This is a genomic window from Escherichia sp. KTE114 (assembly GCF_000407765.1).
Taxonomy (GTDB): Bacteria; Pseudomonadota; Gammaproteobacteria; order Enterobacterales; family Enterobacteriaceae; genus Escherichia; species Escherichia ruysiae.
The window spans coordinates 2024649-2041641 of the sequence record NZ_KE136626.1; the positions used below are offsets into that span (position 1 = coordinate 2024649).

At 50.4% G+C, this 16993-nt stretch carries 18 protein-coding genes; 9 read left to right on the plus strand and 9 right to left on the minus strand.

Annotation, left to right across the window (positions count from 1 at the left end):
- The first annotated feature begins 84 nt into the window (after nucleotides 1–84).
- The gene (gene yacL, locus WC5_RS11295; protein WP_010350025.1) at nucleotides 85–447 is read left to right on the plus strand and encodes a protein YacL; all 363 of its coding nucleotides are present in this window, start codon (nucleotides 85–87) and stop codon (nucleotides 445–447) included.
- Nucleotides 448–484: 37 nt separating this feature from the next.
- Here the strand turns inward: yacL and speD are convergent, their stop codons facing one another.
- The 3 genes from speD to WC5_RS11280 form a co-directional block, all read right to left on the minus strand.
- Nucleotides 485–1279 carry an adenosylmethionine decarboxylase gene (speD, locus tag WC5_RS11290; RefSeq protein ID WP_000734283.1) on the minus strand — a complete coding sequence of 265 codons (795 nt, stop codon included), beginning with the start codon at nucleotides 1277–1279 and terminating at the stop codon, nucleotides 485–487.
- Nucleotides 1280–1294: 15 nt separating this feature from the next.
- The gene (speE, locus tag WC5_RS11285) at nucleotides 1295–2161 is read right to left on the minus strand and encodes a polyamine aminopropyltransferase (protein ID WP_000818482.1); all 867 of its coding nucleotides are present in this window, start codon (nucleotides 2159–2161) and stop codon (nucleotides 1295–1297) included.
- 105 nt (nucleotides 2162–2266) lie between these two features.
- Nucleotides 2267–2614 (minus strand): YacC family pilotin-like protein, encoded by a 348-nt coding sequence (locus WC5_RS11280; protein ID WP_000846617.1) that lies wholly within the window; start codon nucleotides 2612–2614, stop codon nucleotides 2267–2269.
- Nucleotides 2615–2778: 164 nt separating this feature from the next.
- Here WC5_RS11280 and cueO point away from each other — a divergent pair, with 164 nt between their 5' ends.
- A complete protein-coding gene (gene cueO, locus WC5_RS11275) occupies nucleotides 2779–4329 on the plus strand; it encodes a multicopper oxidase CueO (RefSeq protein ID WP_001189580.1) in 1551 nt (516 codons plus the stop codon).
- Nucleotides 4330–4510: 181 nt separating this feature from the next.
- On the opposite strand, the gene gcd is transcribed toward cueO, so the two are convergent.
- Complete coding sequence (gene gcd, locus WC5_RS11270; RefSeq protein WP_010351111.1) at nucleotides 4511–6901, minus strand: quinoprotein glucose dehydrogenase; 2391 nt, start codon at nucleotides 6899–6901, stop codon at nucleotides 4511–4513.
- 205 nt (nucleotides 6902–7106) lie between these two features.
- On the opposite strand from gcd, the gene hpt reads away from it, so the two are divergent.
- Entirely contained in the window at nucleotides 7107–7643 is a 537-nt protein-coding gene (gene hpt / locus WC5_RS11265) for a hypoxanthine phosphoribosyltransferase (protein WP_000683335.1), read from the plus strand.
- Between the two features lie 40 nt (nucleotides 7644–7683).
- Here hpt and can read toward each other — a convergent pair whose 3' ends face one another.
- Entirely contained in the window at nucleotides 7684–8346 is a 663-nt protein-coding gene (gene can, locus WC5_RS11260) for a carbonate dehydratase (RefSeq protein ID WP_000651594.1), read from the minus strand.
- Between the two features lie 108 nt (nucleotides 8347–8454).
- Between can and WC5_RS11255 the strand changes: the two genes are divergently transcribed.
- From WC5_RS11255 to WC5_RS11240, 4 genes are all read left to right on the plus strand, one after another.
- A complete protein-coding gene (locus WC5_RS11255; protein WP_000150612.1) occupies nucleotides 8455–9381 on the plus strand; it encodes an ABC transporter ATP-binding protein in 927 nt (308 codons plus the stop codon).
- Complete coding sequence (locus WC5_RS11250; protein ID WP_000972201.1) at nucleotides 9378–10148, plus strand: ABC transporter permease; 771 nt, start codon at nucleotides 9378–9380, stop codon at nucleotides 10146–10148. The genes WC5_RS11255 and WC5_RS11250 overlap by 4 nt, the downstream gene beginning before the upstream one ends.
- A gap of 104 nt (nucleotides 10149–10252) precedes the next feature.
- Nucleotides 10253–10693: a PTS sugar transporter subunit IIA gene (locus WC5_RS11245; protein WP_000901973.1), complete on the plus strand. Its 441-nt coding sequence runs from the start codon at nucleotides 10253–10255 to the stop codon at nucleotides 10691–10693.
- A gap of 56 nt (nucleotides 10694–10749) precedes the next feature.
- Nucleotides 10750–11976, plus strand: a complete 1227-nt coding sequence (locus WC5_RS11240; RefSeq protein ID WP_000591805.1) for a polysaccharide deacetylase family protein — start codon at nucleotides 10750–10752, stop codon at nucleotides 11974–11976.
- 3 nt (nucleotides 11977–11979) lie between these two features.
- Here WC5_RS11240 and panD read toward each other — a convergent pair whose 3' ends face one another.
- Entirely contained in the window at nucleotides 11980–12360 is a 381-nt protein-coding gene (gene panD / locus WC5_RS11235) for an aspartate 1-decarboxylase (RefSeq protein WP_000621508.1), read from the minus strand.
- A 273-nt stretch (nucleotides 12361–12633) separates the two neighbouring features.
- Between panD and WC5_RS11230 the strand changes: the two genes are divergently transcribed.
- On the plus strand, nucleotides 12634–13554 hold the full coding sequence (locus tag WC5_RS11230) for an Rpn family recombination-promoting nuclease/putative transposase (protein WP_000339895.1): 921 nt from the start codon (nucleotides 12634–12636) through the stop codon (nucleotides 13552–13554).
- Nucleotides 13555–13622: 68 nt separating this feature from the next.
- Nucleotides 13623–13850: a hypothetical protein gene (locus WC5_RS11225; RefSeq protein ID WP_000351996.1), complete on the plus strand. Its 228-nt coding sequence runs from the start codon at nucleotides 13623–13625 to the stop codon at nucleotides 13848–13850.
- Nucleotides 13851–13944: 94 nt separating this feature from the next.
- On the opposite strand, the gene panC is transcribed toward WC5_RS11225, so the two are convergent.
- The 3 genes from panC to WC5_RS11210 all read right to left on the minus strand — a co-directional run bounded on the left by panC (nucleotide 13945) and on the right by WC5_RS11210 (nucleotide 16991).
- The gene (gene panC / locus WC5_RS11220) at nucleotides 13945–14796 is read right to left on the minus strand and encodes a pantoate--beta-alanine ligase (RefSeq protein ID WP_000905367.1); all 852 of its coding nucleotides are present in this window, start codon (nucleotides 14794–14796) and stop codon (nucleotides 13945–13947) included.
- An 11-nt stretch (nucleotides 14797–14807) separates the two neighbouring features.
- On the minus strand, nucleotides 14808–15599 hold the full coding sequence (gene panB, locus WC5_RS11215) for a 3-methyl-2-oxobutanoate hydroxymethyltransferase (protein ID WP_000805483.1): 792 nt from the start codon (nucleotides 15597–15599) through the stop codon (nucleotides 14808–14810).
- Between the two features lie 165 nt (nucleotides 15600–15764).
- Nucleotides 15765–16991, minus strand: coding sequence for a fimbrial protein (locus WC5_RS11210; RefSeq protein ID WP_016231576.1), 1227 nt, complete (start codon nucleotides 16989–16991; stop codon nucleotides 15765–15767).
- Nucleotides 16992–16993 lie beyond the last annotated feature (2 nt).

A 16993-nucleotide genomic window follows, 5' to 3' on the forward strand; every position in this document is an offset into this window, starting at 1 on the left:
CTGTTTTTCTCCGGTAAGGCTGCGATAATTACATCAATGGCGCAATGCGATTTCGGCGCATTGCCGGGAGCAGAGGAACACACTATGGATTACGAATTTCTGCGCGATATTACCGGAGTGGTAAAGGTGCGTATGTCCATGGGGCATGAAGTGGTCGGGCACTGGTTTAATGAAGAGGTGAAAGAAAACCTGGCCTTGCTTGATGAAGTGGAAGACGCCGCGCGCACGCTCAAAGGTAGCGAACGTTCCTGGCAGCGGGCAGGGCATGAGTACACGCTATGGATGGACGGCGAAGAGGTGATGATTCGCGCCAATCAACTGGAATTCGCTGGCGATGAAATGGAAGAGGGGATGAACTACTACGACGAAGAAAGCCTGTCGCTGTGCGGCGTTGAGGATTTTCTTCAGGTGGTGGCGGCTTACCGCAATTTCGTGCAACAGAAGTAACTAAATCAGGCGGAGCCTCGGTGCTCCGCCTGAGCCGTTAAATAGCTGGCATATTGCGCCCGTAATAAATCTCGCGCATTTCTTTCCACAGCGCAGCGGTAATTTCTTTGCGCTCGCTGTCGGTCAAATCTTCCGGTTTGGTGTGGAACATGTAGTGCTTAAGGTCGAACTCTTTAAGCAACATCTTGGTATGGAAGATATTTTCCTGATAGACGTTTACATCCACCATGTCATACAGCGCCTTCATATCCTCAGACATAAAGTTCTGAATCGAATTAATCTCATGGTCGATAAAGTGCTTCATTCCGTTGATGTCACGGGTAAAACCGCGCACGCGATAATCAATGGTTACGATATCAGACTCAAGCTGGTGGATCAGGTAATTCAGCGCCTTCAGCGGGGAAATCACGCCGCAGGTGGAGACTTCTATGTCGGCGCGGAAGGTACATAAACCGCCTTCAGGATGGCTTTCCGGGTAGGTATGTACGCAAATATGACTTTTATCGAGATGGGCAACCACGGCTTCTGGCAGCGGGCCGGGGTGTTCTGTTTTGTCGATAAGTTTCGGATCAACCGGCTCTTCGCTCACCAGAATAGTGACGCTGGCACCCTGTGGTTCGTAATCCTGGCGGGCGATGTTAAGAATATTGGCTCCGATAATGGAACAGGTTTCTGACAGGATTTCGGTCAGACGGTTGGCATTATAGAGTTCATCGATATAAGCAATATAACCGTCGCGCTCTTCGGCGGTTTTGGCGTAGCAGATATCGTAAATACAAAAACTCAGACTTTTGGTCAGATTATTAAAGCCATGCAGTTTCAGTTTTTTCAATTTCTTATCTTCTCCTTAGGACGGCTGTGAAGCCAGTGCGTCTTGCAGATACTGAGGTAAGGCAAAAGCTGCCGTATGGACTGCCGGGTTGTAATAACGGCATTTCAGGCCAGAAGCGAGAAAACGCGCCTGAATAATTTCGGTAGAGAGATGGCGTAAGGCGTCGTTATCTGTCGCCCATGCAAAGGTCATGATGCCGCCGTAATAGGTCGGGATCGCCGCCTGATAAAAGCCAACGTCGCTGAAGTAATGGCTGAGTTTGCGATGACTGTCGATAGCCTCTTCCTGCTGTAAAAAGCAGACGCCGTTTTGTGCGACGAAGATACCGCCAGGATTCAGGCAGCGTTTGCAACCTTCATAAAATGCTGAGGTGAACAGGCTTTCGCCGGGACCGATGGGATCGGTACAGTCGGAGATGATCACGTCGAAGGTCTGGCTGGTTTGATTAACGAAATTGACGCCATCGTCGATCACCAGTTTAAAGCGCGGATCGTCGTAGCTACCGGCGTTATGGTTTGGCAGATACTGACGGCAGAACGACACGACACCCGCATCGATTTCCACCATCGTGATTGACTCAACGTTTTTATGCCGGGTCACTTCTCGCAGCATGGCACCGTCACCGCCGCCGATGATCAGCACATGTTTCGCGTGACCGTGAGCCAGTAGCGGAACATGGGTCATCATCTCATGATAGATAAACTCGTCGCGCTCGGTGGTTTGTACTACGCCATCCAGCGCCATCACGCGACCAAATGCGGCGTTCTCAAAAATGATCAGATCCTGGTGATCGGTCTTTTCATGATACAGAACGTTATCTACAGCAAAGTACTGCCCAAACTGGTCGTGTAGCGTTTCATGCCACCGTTTTTTTTCGGCCATGGGTTGATACCTCCTTTGTTAACACCCGTAAAAAAAGGGCGCAACATAATAGCTAACATTGACCGCAGATGCACGGTCAATATTTCTACAAAAAGGTATCAGGGATTATTTGACGTAGGCAAGCAGGCTTAAGGAATCGCGAGCCAGGGCTTTGCACTTTTTAGCGACGGGAATACCAATACCGCTGAGATCTCGATAGCTATCTTCACCGAGAGATTTCATGTCGAAGGTGTCGTAGTTGCTGAGATCCCACTGGTTTTGCTGGGCGAAAAAGACCAGTGCGCGACGAATTTGCCCGTTAGGTAAGTTCTGGTAACCGCAATCGTTCTTCAGAAAAACAAAAACAGCCGTTAAATCGGCCATATCTTCGGCTTCAGACTCGCTGAGCGCGTAACTATTTGCGCATACAGCCATCAGGCTGCCGAATAATACTGTTCTGAAAAACGTCTTCATTGCTTCTACCAGGACTTAAAGATGATAAACGTTAGCACACTGCGAGCGAGGCGACGACCATTATTGTGGATTAAATTGTGTCTGTGGCTTGACCTTCCTGTAAGGGGAAGGACTATGCTCAACGTTTGATTTTGTTTCGCCTGCTTAAGAATAAGGAAATAACTATGCAACGTCGTGATTTCTTAAAATATTCCGTCGCGCTGGGCGTGGCTTCGGCCTTGCCGCTGTGGAGCCGCGCAGTTTTTGCGGCGGATCGTCCAACGTTACCGATCCCTGATTTGCTCACGACCAATGCCCGTAATCGTATTCAGTTAACTATTGGCGCAGGCCAGTCCACTTTTGGCGGGAAAACCGCAACTACCTGGGGTTACAACGGCAATCTGCTGGGGCCAGCGGTGAAATTACAGCGCGGCAAAGCTGTAACGGTTGATATCTATAACCAACTGGCGGAAGAGACGACGTTGCACTGGCACGGGCTGGAAGTGCCGGGGGAAGTGGACGGCGGCCCGCAGGGGATTATTCCGCCTGGTGGTAAACGCACGGTGACGCTGAACGTCGATCAACCTGCCGCTACCTGCTGGTTCCATCCGCATCAACACGGCAAAACCGGGCGTCAGGTGGCGATGGGGCTGGCTGGGCTGGTGGTGATTGAAGATGACGAGATCCTGAAATTAATGCTGCCGAAACAGTGGGGTATCGATGATGTCCCGGTGATTGTTCAGGATAAAAAATTTAACGCTGACGGGCAGATTGATTATCAACTGAATGTGATGACCGCCGCCGTGGGCTGGTTTGGCGATACGCTGCTGACCAACGGCGCTATCTACCCGCAACATGCTGCTCCGCGTGGCTGGCTGCGTCTGCGTTTGCTCAATGGCTGTAATGCCCGCTCGCTCAATTTCGCCACCAGCGACAATCGCCCGCTTTATGTGATTGCCAGCGACGGTGGTCTGCTACCTGAGCCGGTGAAGGTGAGCGAGCTGCCGGTGCTGATGGGCGAGCGTTTTGAAGTGCTGGTGGAGGTTAACGACAACAAACCGTTTGACCTGGTGACGCTGCCGGTCAGCCAGATGGGGATGGCGATTGCGCCGTTTGACAAGCCGCATTCGGTAATGCGGATTCAGCCGATTGCTATTAGTGCCTCCGGTGCTTTGCCAGACACATTAAGTAGCCTGCCTGCGTTACCTTCGCTGGACGGATTAACGGTACGCAAGCTGCAACTTTCTATGGACCCGATGCTCGATATGATGGGGATGCAGATGCTAATGGAGAAATATGGCGATCAGGCGATGGCCGGGATGGATCACAGTCAGATGATGGGGCATATGGGGCACGGCAATATGAATCATATGAACCACGGCGGGAAGTTTGATTTCCACCATGCCAATAAAATCAACGGTCAGGCGTTTGATATGAACAAGCCGATGTTTGCGGCGGCGAAAGGGCAGTACGAGCGTTGGGTTATTTCTGGCGTGGGTGACATGATGCTGCATCCGTTCCATATCCACGGTACGCAGTTCCGTATCTTGTCAGAAAATGGCAAACCGCCAGCGACGCATCGCGCAGGCTGGAAAGATACCGTTAAAGTAGAAGGTAATGTCAGCGAAGTGCTGGTGAAGTTTAATCACGATGCCCCGAAAGAACACGCTTATATGGCGCACTGCCATCTGCTGGAGCATGAAGATACGGGGATGATGTTAGGGTTTACGGTGTAAAAATACTGTATTCGGGAAGATGCCCGGATCTCTCCGGGCATTAAACTGATGACAAACGCAAAACTGCCTGATGCGCTACGCTTATCAGGCCTACGTACCATACGATTTTGTAGGCCGAATAAGGCGTTTACGCCGCATCCGGCATGAACAAAGCGCACTTTGTCAGTAATCTGAGCGAATCTTACTTCACATCATCCGGCAGCGCATAAGCCACAATATAGTCGCCCATCTTCGTACCAAATGAACCGTGACCGCCTGCGGAGATCACCACATACTGCTTACCATTCACTTCATAGGTCATCGGTGTTGCCTGACCGCCCGCTGGTAGACGACCCTGCCACAGTTTTTCACCGTTGCTCATGTTGTAAGCGCGCAGGTAGTTATCTGCCGTAGCGGCAATAAACAGCACGTTACCCGCCGTGGAGATTGGTCCGCCAAGCATCGGCATACCCATGTTGAACGGCACCGGAACCGGCATCGGGAACGGCATACTGTCCTGCGGCGTACCAATACGTTTCTTCCACACCACTTCATTGGTTTTCAGATCCAGCGCCGAAATATAACCCCATGCTGGCTGTTTACACGGCAGACCAAATGGTGAAAGGAACGGATTGAGCGTGACGCCATACGGTACACCGTACTGCGGCTGAATACCGGATTCCGTACCCGTGCCTTTGGCATCTTTCGGTTGTTCCATTGGGTTGCCAGGGCCGCGCGGGATCAGTTTCGAAACAAATGGCAGCGCCATTGGGTTGGCAATTGCCACTTCACGATTCGGATCAACGGAAATCCCGCCCCATTCGAACATCCCCAGGTTACCCGGGAATACCAGCGTACCCTGTTCAGATGGTGGGGTGAAAATGCCTTCATAGCGCATCTGGTGGAACATCACGCGGCACACCAGTTGGTCAAACATGGTAGCGCCCCACATATCCGCGCCGCTCAAATCTTTCGTCGGACGGAAGCTCAGTTCAGAGAACGGTTGGGTCGGGGTAACGTAATCGCCTTTCGCTGCGCCTTGTGGCACTGGTTTTTCCGGGGCAGGAACCACCAGTTCACCATTACGACGATCGAGCACAAAAATGTTGCCGGTTTTCGCAGGAGCATAAATAACCGGCACCTTCTGACCATTAACGGTGATATCCGCCAGCGTCGGCTGTGCCGGAAGATCCATATCCCACAGGTCATGGTGAACGGTCTGGTAACTCCACGCCAGTTTCCCGGTAGTGGCATTCAGCGCCAGAATCGAGCTGGCATAACGTTCCTGTTCCGGTGTGCGGTTACCGCCCCAGATATCTGGCGTGGTCACGCCCATCGGCAGATACACCAGATCCAGCTTCGCGTCATAGGCCGCAGGTGCCCAGGAGTTTGGCGAGTTAAAGGTAAAGGTGTGTTCGTCAGACGGGATCGCGTTCGGATCTTTCGCGCCCGGATCAAAAGCCCACAGCAGCTTCCCGGTGTTGACATCAAAACCACGGATCACGCCAGACGTTTCGCGGGTTGAGAAGTTATCGGTGACTGAACCGGCCATTACGATGGTTTTATCGGTGATAATCGGCGGCGAAGTCGGCTCATACAGACCCGGTTTGGTGTCCGGCATATTGCTTTGCAGATTGAGCACGCCTTTATCGGCGAAGGTTTCGCACAGCTTGCCGTTTTCAGCGTTAATCGCAATCAGGCGGCCATCATTCACCGGAAGAATGATACGACGCGGGCAATCCGCCATCACTTCCGGCGAAGCGGTTTCAGCTTTGGCTTCATGATAAGAGACGCCACGGCAGGTTACGTGCTGGAAAGACTCGTTGGTTTTCAGCTCAGGATCGTAGTGCCATTTCTCTTTGCCGCTGGCGGCATCGAGTGCAAACAGGCGCTGGTGAGCGGTGCACAGGTAAAGCGTGTCGCCCACTTTAATTGGCGTCACTTCATTGGTGATTTCGCCCGGATCGTTCGGCTGTTTCACATCACCCGTGCGAAATACCCAGGCTTCTTTCAGGTTGTGGACGTTATCGGCGTTAATTTGTTTCAGAGGCGAAAAGCGTTGGCCTTCCTGATTGCGGCCATAGGCAGGCCAGTCCTGATCGGCAACGGGGGAGATGGCTTCTGCTGGTGTGGCATCGGCGCTTAAGGTGCCATGGATTTCCTGCGGATCGTTAAATCCCGCCCAGGTGAGAATTCCGCCGCTAATCAGCAACGCCACTACCAGCGCGGCAACTGCGCCACTGGAAGGAATGACCAGGCGACGCCAGACAAACGGCAGGATCAGCCAGATGCCGAAGAAGACCAGAATGTCGCTGCGCGGGGTCAGCGCCCAGAAATCGAAACCGACTTCCCAGACGCCCCAAATCATGGTGCCGAGCAGCAGAGCCGCGTACAGCCAAAGTGCGGCGCGTTTACTGCGCCACAGCATCCAGGCGACGCCGAGCATCACAAGGCCTGCAATAGGGTAGTACCAGGAGCCGCCAATCGCGACCAGCCAGCCTCCGCCAATGAGAAGATACAGCCCGCAAAGAGCTGCAAAAAGGGCTGTTAGCGTGACGAGTAATCGCCGCGAGCCGGTATTGTTAATTGCCATAAAGAAACACCATTTCAATTCATTAATATTTTAGTAGCAATTAATTATAGGTTTTAACATGTGTGATCGTCATCACAATTTGAGCTTTATTAACAGATTCCGCCAATGAATAGTTTTACTGGTATACTGCGTGTCTTGCGCTTTGCTGCGGTGCCGAAGCCAGCCCGTGCGAAGTGATTTGTTTTTAAATCATATGGTTAGAGATATGAAACATACTGTAGAAGTAATGATCCCCGAAGCGGAGATTAAAGCGCGTATCGCCGAACTGGGTCGTCAGATTACTGAGCGTTACAAAGACAGCGGCAGCGATATGGTGCTGGTAGGCCTGCTGCGTGGCTCATTTATGTTTATGGCGGACCTGTGCCGTGAAGTTCAGGTATCTCATGAAGTCGACTTTATGACCGCCTCCAGCTACGGTAGCGGCATGTCCACCACCCGTGATGTGAAAATCCTCAAAGATCTGGATGAAGATATCCGTGGCAAGGACGTGCTGATTGTTGAAGATATCATCGACTCGGGTAATACACTGTCGAAAGTGCGTGAAATCTTAAGCCTGCGCGAACCGAAGTCGCTGGCGATTTGTACGCTGCTGGATAAACCGTCCCGCCGTGAAGTGAACGTCCCGGTAGAATTTATCGGTTTCTCGATCCCGGATGAGTTTGTGGTGGGTTACGGTATTGATTACGCACAGCGTTACCGCCATCTGCCGTATATCGGCAAAGTGATTCTGCTGGACGAGTAAGTGCGGATTTGCCGGATGTGTTGCATCCGGCATGGCGAATTTATTTGTGGTTGATGTGCTTCAGCTTGAGGTTGGAAATCCCGTGGCGGTAACGTTGCTCCAGGGTTTCGCGGTTGGTGGCTGTGACATCCAGGTCACGCAGTAAGCCGTCGTGAATGCCGTAAGCCCAGCCGTGAATGGTGACTTTCTGCCCGCGTTTCCACGCTGATTGCATAATGGTGGAGTGACCCAGGTTATATACCTGTTCCATTACGTTCAGTTCGCACAGGGTATCCAGACGACGTTCCGGCGGCATTTCGCCGAGCAATGAGCTATGTTTGAACCAGATATCGCGGATGTGCAGCAGCCAGTTGTTGATTAGTCCCAGTTCCGGGTTTTCAATAGCAGCTTGCACGCCGCCGCAACCATAGTGGCCACAGATAATAATATGTTCAACTTCGAGAACATCCACTGCATACTGAACCACGGAGAGGCAGTTTAGATCGGTGTGAATGACCAGGTTAGCAACATTACGGTGAACAAAGAGTTCGCCCGGCTCAAGACCGGTTAAACGTTCTGCAGGAACGCGACTGTCGGAACATCCAATCCATAGAAAGCGCGGTTTTTGCGCTTGTGCCAGTTTCTCAAAAAACCCGGGATCCTCTTCCACCAGCATTTTTGACCATAGTGCATTATTGCTGATGAGTGTATCTATGTCTTTCATGGAGGTTAACGACCTGTAACCAAATAATTACGTTTGGCTAATATAGGGCAACTCCGGGACGATTTAAACCACAGATAAAGTGTAAGAACGTAAGGTAAGTAAAAATTTATGACCATTGCACTGGAACTTCAACAGCTTAAAAAAAACTATCCAGGCGGCGTTCAGGCGCTTCGTGGAATAGATTTGCAGGTCGAGGCGGGTGATTTTTATGCGCTTCTGGGGCCGAATGGGGCCGGGAAATCGACCACTATCGGTATTATCAGCTCGCTGGTAAATAAGACCTCCGGGCGCGTCAGCGTATTTGGTTACGATCTTGAAAAAGATGTCGTCAACGCCAAACGCCAGTTGGGGCTGGTGCCGCAGGAATTTAACTTCAACCCGTTTGAAACCGTACAGCAAATAGTGGTGAATCAGGCGGGGTACTACGGCGTAGAGCGCAAAGAAGCGTACATCCGCAGCGAAAAGTATCTTAAACAGCTCGATCTATGGGGAAAGCGTAACGAACGTGCGCGTATGTTATCTGGTGGGATGAAGCGCCGTTTAATGATCGCCCGTGCGTTAATGCATGAACCTAAACTGCTAATTCTTGACGAACCAACTGCAGGTGTGGATATCGAACTTCGCCGCTCAATGTGGGGCTTTTTGAAGGATTTAAACGACAAAGGCACCACCATCATTCTCACCACGCACTACCTGGAAGAAGCAGAAATGCTGTGCCGCAATATCGGCATTATTCAGCACGGTGAACTGGTGGAGAATACCTCGATGAAGGCGCTGCTGGCGAAGCTGAAATCGGAAACCTTTATTCTCGATCTCGCACCGAAAAGCCCGTTGCCGAAACTCGATGGCTATCAGTATCGACTGGTAGATACCGCCACGCTTGAAGTTGAAGTGCTGCGTGAGCAGGGGATCAACAGTGTGTTTACGCAGTTAAGCGAGCAGGGCATTCAGGTATTAAGTATGCGTAACAAAGCCAACCGTCTGGAAGAGCTGTTTGTGTCACTGGTTAATGAAAAACAAGGAGATCGCGCATGATGCATCTTTACTGGGTGGCGTTAAAAAGCATCTGGGCGAAAGAGATCCATCGCTTTATGCGTATCTGGGTGCAGACGCTGGTGCCGCCGGTCATCACCATGACCCTTTACTTTATTATCTTCGGCAACCTGATTGGTTCTCGCATTGGTGATATGCATGGCTTCAGCTATATGCAGTTCATCGTACCGGGGCTGATCATGATGTCGGTGATCACCAATGCCTACGCCAACGTCGCTTCATCATTTTTTGGTGCCAAGTTCCAGCGTAATATTGAAGAGCTGCTGGTAGCGCCGGTTCCAACGCACGTGATTATCGCCGGATATGTCGGCGGTGGTGTCGCGCGCGGGTTGTTTGTTGGCATTCTGGTGACGGCGATTTCGCTGTTCTTTGTGCCGTTTCAGGTGCATTCGTGGGTATTCGTTGCCTTAACACTGGTGCTAACGGCGGTGTTGTTCTCCCTTGCGGGTTTGCTGAACGGTGTGTTTGCCAAAACGTTCGATGACATCAGCCTGGTGCCAACCTTTGTGTTAACGCCACTCACGTATTTGGGCGGGGTCTTTTACTCCCTGACTTTGCTGCCGCCGTTCTGGCAGGGGCTGTCGCATCTGAACCCGATCGTTTATATGATCAGTGGTTTCCGCTACGGCTTCCTCGGCATTAATGATGTGCCGCTGGTCACTACTTTTGGCGTACTGGTTGTTTTTATTATTGCGTTTTATCTGATCTGCTGGTCGCTGATCCAGCGTGGGCGCGGCTTGCGTAGCTAAGTCTATCTCCTCTCCTCCGGATGCGGGGGAGGGGAGTTTTGACGGCTATCACCCTTTATCAACACTGGTCAGGGTAGACTGATTTTCGGCTAAGGAGGAAAGCGATGTTAGGTTGGGTCATTACCTGTCACGACGATAGGGCGCAAGAGATACTGGATGCGCTGGAAAAAAAACATGGTGCACTTATCCAGTGTCGGGCAGTGAATTTCTGGCGTGGGTTAAGTTCAAATATGCTTAGCCGCATGATGTGCGATGCTCTGCATGAAACGGACTCTGGCGATGGGGTGATTTTTTTAACCGATATAGCAGGCGCTGCACCTTATCGCGTTGCGTCGTTATTAAGCCACAAGCATTCTCGTTGTGAAGTCATTTCTGGGGTGACGTTACCGTTAATTGAGCAGATGCTCCCCTGTCGGGAGACAATGTCCAGTGCGGCATTTCGAGAGCATATCGTGGCATCAGGAGCACCTGAAGTCAGTAGCCTCTGGCATCAGCAACAAAAGAATCCCCCTTTTGTCCTCAAGCACAATTGGTTCGAGTATTAAATCGCATTCTGATTTTGCTACACTAACTGCGTTGTTTCTCGCCTGGTAGTTTCCTCATGATTAAAAAGATAATTTTCCTGGTGCTGCTGGTTTCATCTGCTGTCAGCGCAGCACTTCCCACGCGTTATATGCAAACCACTCAGGATGCGACTATCTGGGGAAAAATTGGCGACAACACGGTAACAGTCGGTAACATTCGTGCCGGGCAGATTATTTCGGTCATCCCAACCGCAGCCGATTATTATGAATTCAATTTTGGTTTTGCTACGGGATATATTGATAAAGGCCATCTTGAACCTGTACAAGGGCGGCAAAAAGTTGAAGATGGTCTGGGCGATCTGAATAAACCACTGAGCAACCAAAATCTTATTACCTGGAAAGATACGCCGGTATATAACGCGCCCGATGCAGGCAGTGCGCCATTTGGCGTGCTGGCCGATAACTTGCGTTATCCCATTATCAATAAATTGAAAGATCGCCTGAATCAAACCTGGTATCAAATTCGTATTGGCGAACGTCTGGCCTATATCAGTGCGCTGGATGCGCAGCAGGATAATGGTATTCCTGTATTGACCTACCATCATATTTTACGCGATGAAGAGAATACCCGTTTTCGGCATACTTCGACCACGACCTCGGTACGTGCATTCAATAACCAGATGACCTGGTTGCGCGACAGGGGATATACCACGTTGACCTTGTATCAACTGGAAGGATATCTGCGTAATTCGATGAATCTACCCGCTCGCGCGGTTGTGCTGACCTTTGATGATGGTTTGAAGTCGGTGAGTCGGTATGCATATCCCATTCTGAAAAAATACGGTATGAAGGCGACGGCATTTATTATTACCTCGCGTATTAAACGCCATCCACAAAAATGGAATCCACAGTCATTACAGTTTATGAGTATTTCTGAACTGCATGACGTCAGCGATATTTTTGATTTCCAGTCACATACCCATTTTTTGCATCGTGTGGATGGTTATCGCCGCCCCATATTACTTAGCCGCAGTGAGCATAATATTTTGTTTGATTTTGAACGTTCACGTCGGGCGCTGACGCAATTTAATCCGCATGTATTGTATCTTTCTTATCCGTTTGGCGGATTTAATGCCAAAGCGGTTAAAGCGGCAAATGATGCCGGATTTCATCTGGCGGTGACGACCATGAAAGGTAAAGTTAAACCGGGGGATAATCCCTTGTTGCTAAAACGGCTTTATATCTTAAGAACGGATTCGCTGGAGACGATGTCGCGGCTGGTGAGTAACCAGCCGCAGGGGTGATTATCAGGCAACCTGAACCGGGATCGCTTTTGCGGTACGTTTCATTTCGTTGTCGCCTTCAAAGTAGGCGACGTTTGGCCGCCAGGTACGGGCTTCGGCATCTGGCATAGTGACGAAGCTGGCGATGATGACAATATCGCCGACGCTGGCGCAGTGAGCCGCCGCGCCGTTGACAGAAATAATTCTCGAACCGCGCTCTGCCGCGATGGCGTAGGTGGAGAAACGCTTGCCGTTGGTGACATTCCAGATATCAATGGCTTCGTTTTCGAGAATACCGGCTGCGTCAAGAAAATCCTGGTCAATGGCGCAAGAACCTTCATAGTGCAGGTCCGCATGAGTCACTTTCACGCGGTGGAGTTTGCCCTGCAGCATCGTGCGAATCATAACTTCTACCTTTCTACCCTGTCGTTAACGAAGCAGGCGGAGCCTGCTTTGAGAAAATTCTCACGCAGTATTGCCCGATTTTTGTTTAGTGTCTACTCATCTGACGGCATTTGCATCAGCAGTTTGCGTACCGCGCCGAAGCCCGCCATGCAACGCCTGTAACCGATTGAAATTTCTCTGAACGCTGCTCGGTAAACAACAAAGAGGCGGCTGACGACTGCGTGCCTTGACTGGATACTGCCTTCACGCAAGACAACACGGAAGGCAGGTAAGATGGACGCACCAAGTACCACGCCGCATGACGCGGTGTTTAAACAATTTTTAATGCATGCGGATACCGCTCGCGACTTCCTCGACATACACCTGCCTGAGGAATTGCGTGAGATCTGCGATCTCAACACGCTGCATCTGGAGTCGGGAAGTTTCATCGAAGAGAGCCTGAAAGGGCACAGCACCGACGTGCTCTATTCCGTGCAAATGCTGGGTAATCCCGGCTATCTGTATGTCGTGATTGAGCATCAAAGCAAGCCGGACAAAAAAATGGCCTTTCGTATGATGCGCTACTCTATTGCCGCCATGCACCGACATCTGGAGGCTGACCACGATAAGCTGCCGCTGGTGGTGCCGATTCTGTTTTATCAGGGCGAGGCCACACCTTACCCGCTCTCAATGTGCTGGTTTGATATGTTTTACTCACCGGAACTGGCGCGACGCGTCTACAACAACCCTTTCCCGCTGGTGGATATCACCATCACGCCGGATGACGAAATCATGCAGCACCGGCGGATTGCGATCCTCGAACTGCTGCAAAAACATATTCGCCAGCGCGACTTAATGTTATTGCTGGAGCAACTGGTCACGCTGATTGACGAAGGGTACACTAGCGGAAGTCAGTTAGTTGCCATGCAAAACTATATGCTGCAACGCGGTCATACTGAACAAGCGGATTTGTTTTACGGTGTGGTGAGAGACAGGGAATCGGGAGGGGAGTCTATGATGACGTTGGCGCAGTGGTTTGAAGAGAAGGGAAGACAGGAGGTAAGACAGGCGGTGAGACAGGAGGTAACACAGGAAGTAAGACAGGAAGTAAGTCAAGAATTCGCCCAACGTCTTCTGAGTAAAGGAATGTCTCGGGAAGACGTTGCAGAGATGGCAAATTTACCTCTTGCTGAGATTGATAAACTGAGTAATTAAGTTGTCGGTATTATCAGTTATAGCCAGATAATTGTTATTGTTAACTGACCAGATAATTAAGGGAACCTATGGACATAAAGACACGGAGAGAAACCAGGCAGACGTTGGCGCAGTGGTTTGAAGATAAGGGATTTCAGAAGGCGTATCAGGAGGCGTTTCAGAAGGGATATCAAGAGGGACTCCAGAAGGAAAGGCAGGAATTCGCCAAGCGTCTTTTGAGTAAAGGGATGTCTCGAGACGATGTTGCAGAAATGGCCAATTTACCTCTTGCTGAGCTTGATAAGCTGATTAACTAAATTGCCTGCGATATGAATAATTGCTTACAGACGTCATCGCCATGACGTGGGCAAATGAATAACTGGCGCCATCAGCCGTAGCGCCAGTTAAATATTACGCCAGCTCGACCATTTTGTTGTCGATCAGGCGAGCGTCGCCAAGCCAGGCTGCTACCAGAATCACGGCGCGTTTGCTGTTTTCAGTGACTTCCAGCAACGTGTCAGCATCACGAATCTGAATATCATCGGCGCGGAAACCTTTTTCATTCAGTTCTTGCCCTGCAATAGCAATAATCTCATCAAGATCCCGCTCTCCAGCCTGCAATTTGTCTGCAATCGAACATAAAACCTTGTACAGACCAGGCGCAATTTTGCGTTGTTCTGCCGTCAGATAACCGTTACGAGAACTGAGCGCCAGACCGTCTTTGGCGCGCATAATCGGCACACCGACAATCTCAATATCAAAGCCCATATCGGCAACCATTTTGCGGATCAGCGCCAGTTGCTGAAAATCTTTTTCACCGAAGCAGGCGATGTCCGGCTGGACAAGGTTGAACAACTTGCTAACGATGGTTGATACGCCGCGAAAATGTCCCGGACGGCTGGCACCTTCCAGCATGGTGGAAAGACCGGGAACATCAACATAGGTGTGGGTTTCTGTACCGTTCGGGTAGATCTCTTTTACTGATGGAGCGAAAACCAGATCCACTTTACGTTTGTTTAGCTTCTCGCAGTCTTCCTGCAAGGTGCGTGGATAGCGAGCCAGGTCTTCCGGGCGGTCGAACTGCATCGGGTTAACGAAAATACTGACGACGACCACATCGGCGCGGGCTTTGGCTTCATCGACCAGCTTCATATGGCCATCGTGCAGGTTACCCATGGTAGGCACCAGCGCCACGCGCTTGCCTTCCATACGCAGGCGGCGAATTTGCTGGCGCAGCAGCGGCAGGGTTTCGATAATTAACACAACGTGACTCCTTAATGGAAACTGTGTTCTTCGCCCGGGTAAACGCCGGACTCCACTTCAGCCATATACTGCCGTACAGCAGCGCGGATGTCGCCCGCTTCGGCAAGGAAATTTTTGGCGAATTTAGGGATGTGACCACCGGTTATGCCGAATGCGTCGTGCATCACGAGGATTTGTCCGTCGGTTACATTCCCCGCGCCAATACCGATAACCGGAATCGCCAACGCCTCGGTAATACGTTTTGCCAGCTCAACCGGTACGCATTCCAGCACCAGCAATTGTGCGCCTGCGGCTTCTAACGCTAATGCGTCATTGAGTAAACGGTCGCCTGCATCGCCGCGCCCTTGCACTTTATAACCGCCGAAAATATTCACCGACTGCGGCGTTAAGCCCAAATGCCCACACACCGGAACGGCACGTTCGGTCAGCATTTGAACTGTTTCTACCAGCCAGGCACCGCCTTCGATTTTGACCATATTCGCACCCGCGCGCATGACAGTTGCGGCGTTTTCAAATGCTTGTTCAGGAGTGGCATAAGCCATAAATGGCAGGTCAGCCAGCAGCAGACAGTTTGGCGCACCGCGACGAACGGCGGCTGTGTGGTAGGCGATATCTTCCACAGTGACGGGGAGGGTAGAGTCATGTCCCTGAACCGTCATTCCAAGGGAATCACCCACCAGCATGACGTTAATTCCTTCATCGGCAAACAATTTTGCAAAGCTATAGTCGTAAGCAGTGATGGTGGCGAAGCGTTTTTTGTCCTGTTTACATTTTTGCAGCAGGGAAATGGTAGTCGGTTTCATAACGTATCCTGATGGCTAATGTCAGATCTGTTGGCATTCTATCAGGCGGAGAAGGGGGGGCAATCGTTTTAGTGATGTCAGCTTCGCCCGGGCAGAAGTCGCTGACCGGGCGTAGTGAGTATGGTGATGCGTGGTTTTTATATAATAACCGGTTTCATATAACAATCATTCATAGGAGAAAACCAGCGTCCCATTTGCGCCAACGGTTCCTCCCGTGACGACTGTTTCTACCGGGCCATCACGAACGACTTGCGCCAGGAAGTTCAACGTTTGTGATGTACCGCTGGTGATGTCGTCCAGGTTAATAAAATCACTGTTCCATACGTCAGGTTCATTTTCCGTATAAGTATTTGCACTGTCGGCCCGCAGTAACATTGTTTTTGTGCTGCTTTTAGCCCAAATGGCAACGGCAGCTCCCTGAGCGGTACCGGAATTATTGCCCAGCAATGTCGGATCTGTTCTCGCGGCAAAAGGTGTTTTTAATTTAACCTTAATATTACTTACCGCCAGGCAGTTAGCTAACATAACCTGAAAAGGTACCTGCCGGGTTATATTTTTTTTCACCTCTACAGTGGTGTATTTCCCGAGATCAACAGTCGTACTATTTTTTATATTATCGCCAACCAATTGGGCGGTATAACACGTTGGGCCAGAGACGTAAAAGTCGGTCATATTTAGCTGAAGTGCAATATAGGTGTTTGTCCCACTACTGGCTTCGAATATAACTGCGGGGCCATTCGCAGTTAACGCATAACCGGGGTTAGGATTTATTAGCCATTTTACCAGAAAGTCGGATGCATACAATCCCTGACTATTGGCATTTGGGCTAAAAGTATTATCAATATAATATCTGACGCTAATATCTACAGACAGTGGTACACCCTCAGCAGGAATGTCACGACAGTTGCTAACCGTTGATTGTGTTTTTTTTATCCCATCGATTAAATAAAATGTTCCTGGTGAATATGTTACTGATGACGCGCTAACGTTGATGATCTGGAATGTAAAATAGAGTCCTTGACGGTCAGTACGAAATAATTGTTCACCATTAACCATTTTCCCTGGTTCTGCGACTAAGTTGTGTGCCACATTCGTGCGAGCATCCGAAGCCAGAGAGCAGAATACGCGTCCCGTACCAGAAGCAGATGAGACATAAGTGCCGCCACTGCGCTCCAGACCGGTGTCAACAGGGGTGGCTGAATTTGTTGGTGCGATGACAGCACCGGTTCTTGCAAAAGGCCTTAATTGCCCAAAAAAAAAGGCAGGACTATTTTTATCATTCATGTCACCGTAACTTGGTGCTATAGCTTGAGTAGGGGCCGATACTGTGATGGTCGCCAATACCAGAAGCGCCATCATGATATGCATAAGGCTATTTTGAGATGCTTTCATTA

Coding starts and splice junctions, on each gene's coding strand:
- panB (WP_000805483.1), bottom strand. CDS start 15,599: ATGAAACCGACTACCATTTCCCTGCTGCAAAAATGTAAACAGGACAAA.
- WC5_RS11210 (WP_016231576.1), bottom strand. CDS start 16,991: ATGAAAGCATCTCAAAATAGCCTTATGCATATCATGATGGCGCTTCTG.
- hpt (WP_000683335.1), top strand. CDS start 7,107: ATGAAACATACTGTAGAAGTAATGATCCCCGAAGCGGAGATTAAAGCG.
- WC5_RS11230 (WP_000339895.1), top strand. CDS start 12,634: ATGGACGCACCAAGTACCACGCCGCATGACGCGGTGTTTAAACAATTT.
- WC5_RS11250 (WP_000972201.1), top strand. CDS start 9,378: ATGATGCATCTTTACTGGGTGGCGTTAAAAAGCATCTGGGCGAAAGAG.
- speE (WP_000818482.1), bottom strand. CDS start 2,161: ATGGCCGAAAAAAAACGGTGGCATGAAACGCTACACGACCAGTTTGGG.
- can (WP_000651594.1), bottom strand. CDS start 8,346: ATGAAAGACATAGATACACTCATCAGCAATAATGCACTATGGTCAAAA.
- WC5_RS11225 (WP_000351996.1), top strand. CDS start 13,623: ATGGACATAAAGACACGGAGAGAAACCAGGCAGACGTTGGCGCAGTGG.
- WC5_RS11245 (WP_000901973.1), top strand. CDS start 10,253: ATGTTAGGTTGGGTCATTACCTGTCACGACGATAGGGCGCAAGAGATA.
- WC5_RS11255 (WP_000150612.1), top strand. CDS start 8,455: ATGACCATTGCACTGGAACTTCAACAGCTTAAAAAAAACTATCCAGGC.
- panD (WP_000621508.1), bottom strand. CDS start 12,360: ATGATTCGCACGATGCTGCAGGGCAAACTCCACCGCGTGAAAGTGACT.
- gcd (WP_010351111.1), bottom strand. CDS start 6,901: ATGGCAATTAACAATACCGGCTCGCGGCGATTACTCGTCACGCTAACA.
- WC5_RS11280 (WP_000846617.1), bottom strand. CDS start 2,614: ATGAAGACGTTTTTCAGAACAGTATTATTCGGCAGCCTGATGGCTGTA.
- yacL (WP_010350025.1), top strand. CDS start 85: ATGGATTACGAATTTCTGCGCGATATTACCGGAGTGGTAAAGGTGCGT.
- cueO (WP_001189580.1), top strand. CDS start 2,779: ATGCAACGTCGTGATTTCTTAAAATATTCCGTCGCGCTGGGCGTGGCT.
- WC5_RS11240 (WP_000591805.1), top strand. CDS start 10,750: ATGATTAAAAAGATAATTTTCCTGGTGCTGCTGGTTTCATCTGCTGTC.